Genomic DNA, 7,765 nt, shown 5'->3' with positions numbered 1-7,765 from the left:
CATCGTCGTCGGCGGTCATCGGCGCCACTCCTCCTCATCGCTCCGCTCTGCATCGTCGTCGGCGGTCATCGGCGCCACTCCTCCTCATCGCTCCGCTCTGCATCGTCGTCGGCGGTCATCGGCTCATCCTGGCATCAGCCACCGACACGGTCGTAGATTATTTAGATGACCTACGACCTCATCATCCGCAACGGCACCATCGTCGACGGGCTGGGAGGCGAGCCCTACACCGGTGACATCGCCGTGCGCGACGGCGTCATCGCCGCGGTCGGCGACGTGAACGGCGCGGGCGCCACCCGCGAGATCGATGCCTCCGGCCTGCTGGTGACGCCCGGATTCGTCGACCTGCACACGCATTACGACGGTCAGTCCATCTGGTCGGAGCGGCTGACGCCGTCGTCGGCGCACGGGGTGACCACCGTGGTGATGGGCAACTGCGGCGTCGGCTTCGCGCCGTGCCGCCAGGAGGACCACGACGTCCTGGTCGATGTGATGGCCGGCGTCGAAGACATCCCCGGTGTCGTGATGACCGACGGCCTGCCCTGGAACTGGGAGACCTTTCCGCAGTACATGGATGCCCTGGACGCCGGCAGGCGCGACATCGATGTGGCGGCGTACCTGCCGCATTCGCCGCTGCGTGTCTACGTGATGGGCAAGCGCGGCGCCGACCGCGAACCGGCCACCGAGGACGACCTGGCCAGGATGCGCGAGCTGGCCAAGGAAGCGATCGAGGTCGGCGCACTGGGCTTCGCGTCGTCGCGCTTCACCATTCACAAGACCGAAAGTGGCGCTCCGATACCGAGTTACGGCGCCGCACGCGAGGAGATCGAACAGATCGCCCGCGGTGTGGTCGACGGCGGTGGCGGGCTGCTGCAGTTCGTACCCGACATCCCGGCCGGCGGTTACCAGCCCGTCCTGCAGACGGTCTTCGATGTGGCCGAGGACGTGGGGTTGCCGGTCACCTTCACCCTGGTCGTGGGCAACGCCGGGGATCCGACCTGGCCGGACGCCATCACGATGATCGAGAAGGCCAATGCCTCAGGCGGAGACATCACCGCCCAGCTGCTGCCCCGGCCGATCGGCTTGATCATCGGGCTGCAGCTCACGGCCAACCCGTTCGTGCTGTATCCCAGCTACCAGGAGATCGCGCACCTGCCGCTGGCCGAGCGCGTCGCCGAGATGCGTAAGCCTGAGGTCCGCGCCCGCATCCTCGCCGACAAGCCCGGTGACGGACATCCGCTGCTGTTCGTCACGCAGATGTGGGACTGGATCTTCCCGCTGGACGAGAACCCCAACTACGAGCCTGACCCGAAAGACAGCATCGGCGCCCGCGCCCGCGCCAAGGGTCTGGATCCGATGGAAGAGGCCTACGACCGGCTGCTCGATGACGACGGGCACGCCATGTTGCTCGTCGCGACCAGCAACATGGAGAACAACTCACTGGACACCGTCGGCGAATTGCTGCACCGCGACGACGTGGTGCTCGGGCTGGGTGACGGCGGCGCGCATTACGGAATGATCTGCGACGCAAGCTATTCCACGTACTTCTTGGCGCACTGGGCGCGCGACCGAAAGTCCGGCCGGTTCTCGGTGACCGAGGCGGTGCGTCGACTCACCTCGGTGCCAGCCCGCGTCGCAGGGCTCGGCGACCGCGGCAGGATCGCCGTGGGCTACAAGGCGGACCTCAACGTCATCGATCATGCGGCGTTGCAGATTCACAAGCCGGTGATCACCTACGACCTGCCCGCGGGCGGCCGGCGGCTGGACCAGACCGCCGACGGTTACGTGGCGACGATCGTCTCCGGTGAGGTGATCGCGGAGAACGGTGAGCCGACCGATGCGCGGCCGGGCAAGTTGATCCGCGGCCGCCAATCCGTGCCCGCCTGATCCCAGGCGCCCCTGATTCCGGGTCTGGAGCATGTGCCGATGTGCCCACCTCTGAGCGACAACGGTCTCTTCGCGCGGAAGTTGTCGCTCGAAGGTGGGCACATCGACTGCCCACTCGGGCAGAGGCGAATGTGGCAGGTGGTGCGTTAGTTCGTCGACAACGCGTCGAACAGCGCAGCCAACTGATCCGGCGACACCGACGTGTTGCACCGCCCGCGCAGATCAAGCAGCGGCTGGGCGATTCCCTTGAGCTCCAACGCCTGGCCCGGGTGGCCGATGAAGTAACCCCGCACCGACGACTTCGCCTCGGCGGGCGGCTGGTTGACCGCGGCGGTCAGGACGTTGTTGGCGTCCGGGTGCGCGTCGAGGTAGCCGCTCGCCGAGTTCAGCACCCCGCTGGCGGTAGCAGCCACCCCGCTGGCCGAGCACGGGTCAGGCGCGGCGCCTGCGGTCGGCGCAAGAACGAGGCAAGCAGCGATGCTGGGGATCACTCCAAAGATTGTGCGCCGTAACGAATTTCCCATTGTGTCGTTCCCTTCATCCCCAACTGTTCGAACGTTCAGCCTATCCTCAGACGCATGACCCGCGTCCAGCCCCTCCTGGTCGGACGCCACCTGGATGGCGCTCGGCCGCGATCTCGACGATGAGCAGCGCATCGAGCTGCCCACGGCCAATTGGTTGGTACCGAATGACCTGCAGGCTGTGCAACGCCTTGGCGCTGCCGGTGGAGGGCTGGATGCGGAAATGGCCCACGTCGGCTAGCTGACCCGGTCCCTGCGCAGGCCCGGATGCTGACTCTTCAGCAGCGGCATCAGCAATCGTCGAGGCATGAACTGCAACAGCCGGGTGCTGAACTGGCTCGGCAGTCCGGCGATCACCGTGCCACGATCGCCGTCGAGCGCGTCGATGCCGATGCGCGCGACATCCCGCGACGCCATCCACAGGAACTTCGGAAACGCGGCGGCAAAGGCCTTCTCGTCCATGCCGGCGCTTTGCAGGAACTCGGTGCGCACCGGCCCCGGGCACAGCAGAGCGACGGTGACGCCGGTGCCGGCGAGCTCGCCGCGCAGCCCCTCGGTGTAGGACTTCACGAACGCCTTGGTGCCGCTGTAGCCGACCTGCCCGGGAAAGGGGTGGAAGCCCGCGGTCGATCCGACGTTGAGGATTGCGCCGCGTCCTCGCGGCACCATCTGCTGGACGGCCCGGGTCGTCAGGTCGATGACGGCCTCGACGTTTACCCGTACCTGGGCGATTTCGTCGTCGACGGCGGTCTTGGCCACTGACCCGATGGTGCCGACGCCGGCGTTGTTGACCAGGATGTCCACCGTCAGTTCCCGGCTGGCCAGTTCGCCGAAGATCCCGGCGCGCGCGTCCGGATCGGCGACATCGGACGCGATCCACTCGACGCGAACCCGGTCCCCCAGTTCGTCGGCCAGTTCGCGCAGCTTGTCTTCGCGGCGGGCGACCAGGGTCACGCCGTGGCCACGGTCGACCAGTTCACGGGCGATGTCACGGCCGATGCCCGACGAGGCACCGGTCACGACGGCGGTGCTGGTCGCCGATGGAGTCGGAAGAGGCATTGCCCAACCCTACGTACCCGCAGAAACGAAAAACCCGGCCCCACGTGGGGACCGGGTTTCTCGTTTGCCTGAAGGACTAGAAGTCCATGCCACCCATGCCACCGGTCGGGTCGCCGGCGGGAGCCGCGGCCTTCTCCGGCTTGTCGGCCACGACGGCCTCGGTGGTCAGGAACAGCGCCGCGATGGACGCCGCGTTCTGCAGCGCCGAACGCGTCACCTTGACCGGGTCGGCGACGCCGGCCTTCAGCAGGTCCTCGTACTCACCGGTGGCGGCGTTCAAGCCGGTGCCGGCGGGCGAGTTGGTGACCTTCTCGGCGACAACGCCGGGCTCGAGCCCACCGTTGAAGGCGATCTGCTTCAGCGGAGCCGACAGCGCGACGCGCACGATGTTCGCGCCCGTTGCCTCGTCACCGGTGAGCTTCAGATCGTCCAGCGCAGGAGCCGACTGCAGCAGGGCCACGCCACCACCGGCGACGATGCCCTCTTCGACGGCCGCCTTGGCGTTACGCACGGCGTCCTCGATGCGGTGCTTGCGCTCCTTGAGCTCCACCTCGGTGGCAGCACCGGCCTTGATCACCGCAACACCGCCGGCCAGCTTGGCCAGGCGCTCCTGCAGCTTCTCGCGGTCGTAGTCGGAGTCGCTGTTCTCGATCTCGGCGCGGATCTGGGCGACCCGTCCGGCGATGGCGTCGGAGTCACCGGCGCCCTCGACGATGGTGGTCTCGTCCTTGTTGATGACCACCTTGCGGGCCTGACCCAGCAGCGAGATGTCAGCGGTCTCCAGCGAGAGGCCGACCTCTTCGCTGACGACCTGGCCACCGGTCAGGATCGCGATGTCCTGCAGCATGGCCTTGCGGCGGTCACCGAAGCCCGGCGCCTTGACGGCGACCGACTTGAAGGTGCCACGGATCTTGTTCACGACCAGGGTCGACAGGGCTTCGCCCTCGACGTCCTCGGCGATGATCAGCAACGGCTTGCCCGACTGAATGACCTTCTCCAGCAGCGGCAGCAGGTCCTTGACCGTCGAGACCTTCGACGAGACGAGCAGGATGTAGGGGTCCTCGAGGACCGCTTCCTGACGCTCGGCGTCGGTGACGAAGTAACCCGAGATGTAGCCCTTGTCGAAGCGCATACCCTCGGTGAGCTCCAGCTGCAGGCCGAAGGTGTTCGACTCCTCGACGGTGATGACACCCTCGTTGCCGACCTTGTCCATGGCCTCGGCGATCAGCTCGCCGATCTGGGTGTCGCCGGCCGAGATGGCAGCGGTGGCCGAGATCTGCTCTTTGGTCTCGACCTCTTTGGCCGACTTCAGCAGGGTCTCGGTGACCTTCTCGACGGCCTTCTCGATGCCGCGCTTGAGGCCCAGCGGGTTGGCGCCGGCCGCAACGTTGCGCAGGCCTTCCTTGACCAGGGCCTGAGCCAGCACGGTCGCCGTGGTGGTGCCGTCACCGGCAACGTCGTCGGTCTTCTTGGCGACTTCCTTGACCAGCTCGGCGCCGATCTTCTCGTACGGGTCCTCGAGCTCGATCTCCTTGGCGATGGACACACCATCGTTGGTGATCGTGGGGGCGCCCCACTTCTTCTCCAGGACGACGTTGCGGCCCTTGGGGCCCAGCGTCACCTTTACCGCGTCGGCGAGGGCGTTGAGGCCCCGCTCGAGGCCGCGGCGGGCCTCTTCGTCGTACGCAATTGTCTTAGCCATTGCGAAGTGATTCCTCCGATTGGGGATGACACGTGTGTGGTCGGGTGCAGTGCCCGCGACGGACGGCGTTGGGGTGTCTTCCGCTGATGCGGCCCCGGCCTCACCGTCCCGACCTAGCACTCACCGGTCGGGAGTGCCAGTGTCATTTTTAGCACTCGCCTATACCGAGTGCAAGAAGCGCCCCGCGACGATGCGCGCTGTGAAGCGGGGCGAGGAGGAGCGGGGCAGCAAGAAGGGGGCCTCGGTCATCGCGACGGGCGTAAACCGTCGATGACGACGTCGGTCACCCGCTCGGCCCGCGTCTTGTCATAGCCCTGCATCGCCTGGCACCCCACCATGAGCGCTTTGATCGCCGGCACGTCGAGGTCGGCGCGGACGGTCCCGGCACCCTGCGCGGCCCGCAGCAGCTCGCCGAGGAGCGCCCGGAACTCACCTTCGGCGTTCGGCGCCGCCGTCTCGACGTCGATGCCGAGTCCGCCGAGGGCGTCCACCAGACCCTGGTCGGTCGCACCGAACTCCAGGACCATCGACCGCAGGAAGGTGAACAGCGCTTCGCCCGGCCCCGGGTCGTCCAGCAGGGCCCTCCCGGCGGCGATGACCTGCTCGAGACGGCTTTCGACGACCGCCGCGAACAGGTCTTCCTTGGTCGGGAAGTGCCGGTAGATCGTGCCGGCCCCGACGCCGGCGCGGCGGGCGATCTCGTCGATCGGCACCGAAAGGCCCTCGGCGGCGAACGTCTCGTACGCCGTTTCGAGCACCCGGGCGCGGTTGCGAGCCGCGTCGGCGCGCAACGGTCGAGCGGGTTCAGTCATGACGACCACCTACCGGTTGACAAAACGGGGCGCACGTTCCGTATAGTTGTGGGATCAACCGGAGCGCACGCCCCGTTTACCTTACAGCTTAGGAGCACCGGCATGGCCAAATGGACGACACGAGACATTCCCGACCAAACCGGCCGCGTCGCGGTCATCACCGGAGCGAACACGGGTCTGGGCTACGAGACCGCGAAGGCACTGGCCGAGCACGGCGCACATGTGGTGTTGGCGGTTCGCAATCTCGACAAGGGCAAGGACGCCGCCGCGCGGATCACCGCCAATGGGCCGCGAGGGGCGGTTGCCCTGCAGGAACTCGACCTGACCTCACTGGACTCCGTCCGCGCCGCGGCACGTCAGCTGCGCGCCGACCATGACCACATCGACCTGCTGATCAACAACGCCGGCGTGATGTGGACGCCGAAGTCGACCACCAGCGACGGTTTCGAGTTGCAGTTCGGGACCAACCATCTGGGCCATTTCGCCTTCACCGGCCTGCTGCTGGATCGGCTGCTGCCGGTCGCCGGCTCGCGGATCGTGACGGTCAGCAGCATCGGCCATCGGATCATCGCCGACATCCACTTCGACGACCTGCAGTGGGAGCACAGCTACAACCGGGTCGCGGCTTACGGCCAGGCCAAGTTGGCCAACCTGCTGTTCACTTACGAGCTGCAGCGACGACTCGCTTCGCACGGGACGACGCTCGCCGCTGCCGCCCACCCGGGCGGCTCCAGCACCGAGCTGGCACGCTATCTGCCCGCGGGTCTGGGGCGCGCGTTCGAGTTGGTGTCTCAAGACGCGGCGATGGGCGCATTGCCGACTCTTCGCGCCGCCGTCGACCCGGCGGTGACCGGCGGGCAGTACTACGGGCCCGACGGCCTCGGCGGAATGCGGGGCTACCCCAAGGTCGTGGCATCGAACAAGAGGTCGCACGACGTCGACCGGCAGCGCCGGCTGTGGGCCGTCTCCGAAGAGCTGACCGGGGTCACATTTCCGGTCTAGGCCCGGTCCGCGCCCAGATCGAGCAGCTGCTCGAAAAAACCACCGAACCGATGCTGCGGATCGATCAGATGGACTTCCAGAATCCAGTGGCACTGGCGGCCATGGGGGTCGCGCCGCCGCATCGGTTTGGTGGATTTGGGCATGACGTACCACTCGGTCCTCGTGCCGGGGATCTTTTTGTGCGGAAACTCCCCGACCAGGTGTCCGGCGATGTGACTGCCCCAGCCGAACCCCTCGGCGCGGGCCAGTTCGACTGTGGCGTCGAATAATTCGGCACCGGTGACCTGCGGGTGGTCGTTGAAGTAGTCGCGGCCGCCCTGCCAGACCCTGGCCAGCGCGTCGCGGAGGGCGAGCTTGTCCGGGTCGTCGCCGAGGACGAAGGTGCGACCGAAGTCCGCCTCCCACTCCTCGAAGATCGGGCCCAGGTCCAGGAACACGATGTCGTCGTCAGCGACGACACGGTCCGGTGGACGTTCCTTGAACGGCTGCAGGGTGTTCTCACCGGCACGCACGATGCGCCGATGCCAGTGCCGGGTGACGCCGAGCAGGTCGGCGGCCAACGCGTTGATCTCGCCGGACAGCGCCTTCTCGCCGACCCCGGGGCGGACCAGCCCGCGGCGTTCGATCTCGTCGAACAATTGCGCAGCCTTCGCTTCGGCATCGAGGAGACGTTCGACGCGAACGCTCTCTTCGGTCACCGCATCGATGCTACGGCCCGGTCGGCACAGCACCCATTCGCAAGCCGCGACATCGGCTCCGCTTGCTGGCGCGACTCGCCGCCG

The 7,765-nt window shown here is 67.2% G+C and carries 8 protein-coding genes; 3 read left to right on the top strand and 5 right to left on the bottom strand.

Annotated elements, in window-relative coordinates; translation table 11 throughout:
* Positions 1-165 precede the first annotated feature (165 nt).
* Complete coding sequence (locus tag CYU59_RS07675) at positions 166-1,887, top strand: amidohydrolase family protein (RefSeq protein ID WP_292981218.1); 1,722 nt, start codon at positions 166-168, stop codon at positions 1,885-1,887.
* 146 nt (positions 1,888-2,033) lie between these two features.
* Here the strand turns inward: CYU59_RS07675 and CYU59_RS07670 are convergent, their stop codons facing one another.
* A complete protein-coding gene (locus CYU59_RS07670; protein ID WP_292981215.1) occupies positions 2,034-2,378 on the bottom strand; it encodes a heme-binding protein in 345 nt (114 codons plus the stop codon).
* A 127-nt stretch (positions 2,379-2,505) separates the two neighbouring features.
* Here CYU59_RS07670 and CYU59_RS07665 point away from each other — a divergent pair, with 127 nt between their 5' ends.
* Positions 2,506-2,649 carry a hypothetical protein gene (locus tag CYU59_RS07665; RefSeq protein WP_292981212.1) on the top strand — a complete coding sequence of 48 codons (144 nt, stop codon included), beginning with the start codon at positions 2,506-2,508 and terminating at the stop codon, positions 2,647-2,649.
* Here the strand turns inward: CYU59_RS07665 and CYU59_RS07660 are convergent.
* The 3 genes from CYU59_RS07660 to CYU59_RS07650 all read right to left on the bottom strand — a co-directional run bounded on the left by CYU59_RS07660 (position 2,646) and on the right by CYU59_RS07650 (position 5,981).
* Positions 2,646-3,467 (bottom strand): SDR family oxidoreductase, encoded by an 822-nt coding sequence (locus CYU59_RS07660; protein WP_292981209.1) that lies wholly within the window; start codon positions 3,465-3,467, stop codon positions 2,646-2,648. The genes CYU59_RS07665 and CYU59_RS07660 overlap by 4 nt on opposite strands.
* 76 nt (positions 3,468-3,543) lie before the next feature.
* Positions 3,544-5,169, bottom strand: coding sequence for a chaperonin GroEL (gene groL / locus CYU59_RS07655; protein ID WP_292981207.1), 1,626 nt, complete (start codon positions 5,167-5,169; stop codon positions 3,544-3,546).
* A 245-nt stretch (positions 5,170-5,414) separates the two neighbouring features.
* On the bottom strand, positions 5,415-5,981 hold the full coding sequence (locus tag CYU59_RS07650; protein WP_292981204.1) for a TetR/AcrR family transcriptional regulator: 567 nt from the start codon (positions 5,979-5,981) through the stop codon (positions 5,415-5,417).
* Between the two features lie 102 nt (positions 5,982-6,083).
* Between CYU59_RS07650 and CYU59_RS07645 the strand changes: the two genes are divergently transcribed.
* The gene (locus CYU59_RS07645; RefSeq protein ID WP_292981201.1) at positions 6,084-6,983 is read left to right on the top strand and encodes an SDR family NAD(P)-dependent oxidoreductase; all 900 of its coding nucleotides are present in this window, start codon (positions 6,084-6,086) and stop codon (positions 6,981-6,983) included.
* Here the strand turns inward: CYU59_RS07645 and CYU59_RS07640 are convergent.
* Positions 6,980-7,681 (bottom strand): M24 family metallopeptidase, encoded by a 702-nt coding sequence (locus CYU59_RS07640; RefSeq protein WP_292981199.1) that lies wholly within the window; start codon positions 7,679-7,681, stop codon positions 6,980-6,982. The genes CYU59_RS07645 and CYU59_RS07640 overlap by 4 nt on opposite strands.
* Between the last annotated feature and the right edge of the window lie 84 nt (positions 7,682-7,765).

The organism is Mycobacterium sp., assembly GCF_002863225.1.
Taxonomy (GTDB): Bacteria; Actinomycetota; Actinomycetes; order Mycobacteriales; family Mycobacteriaceae; genus Mycobacterium.
This window is presented reverse-complemented; position numbering and strand designations above follow the sequence as displayed.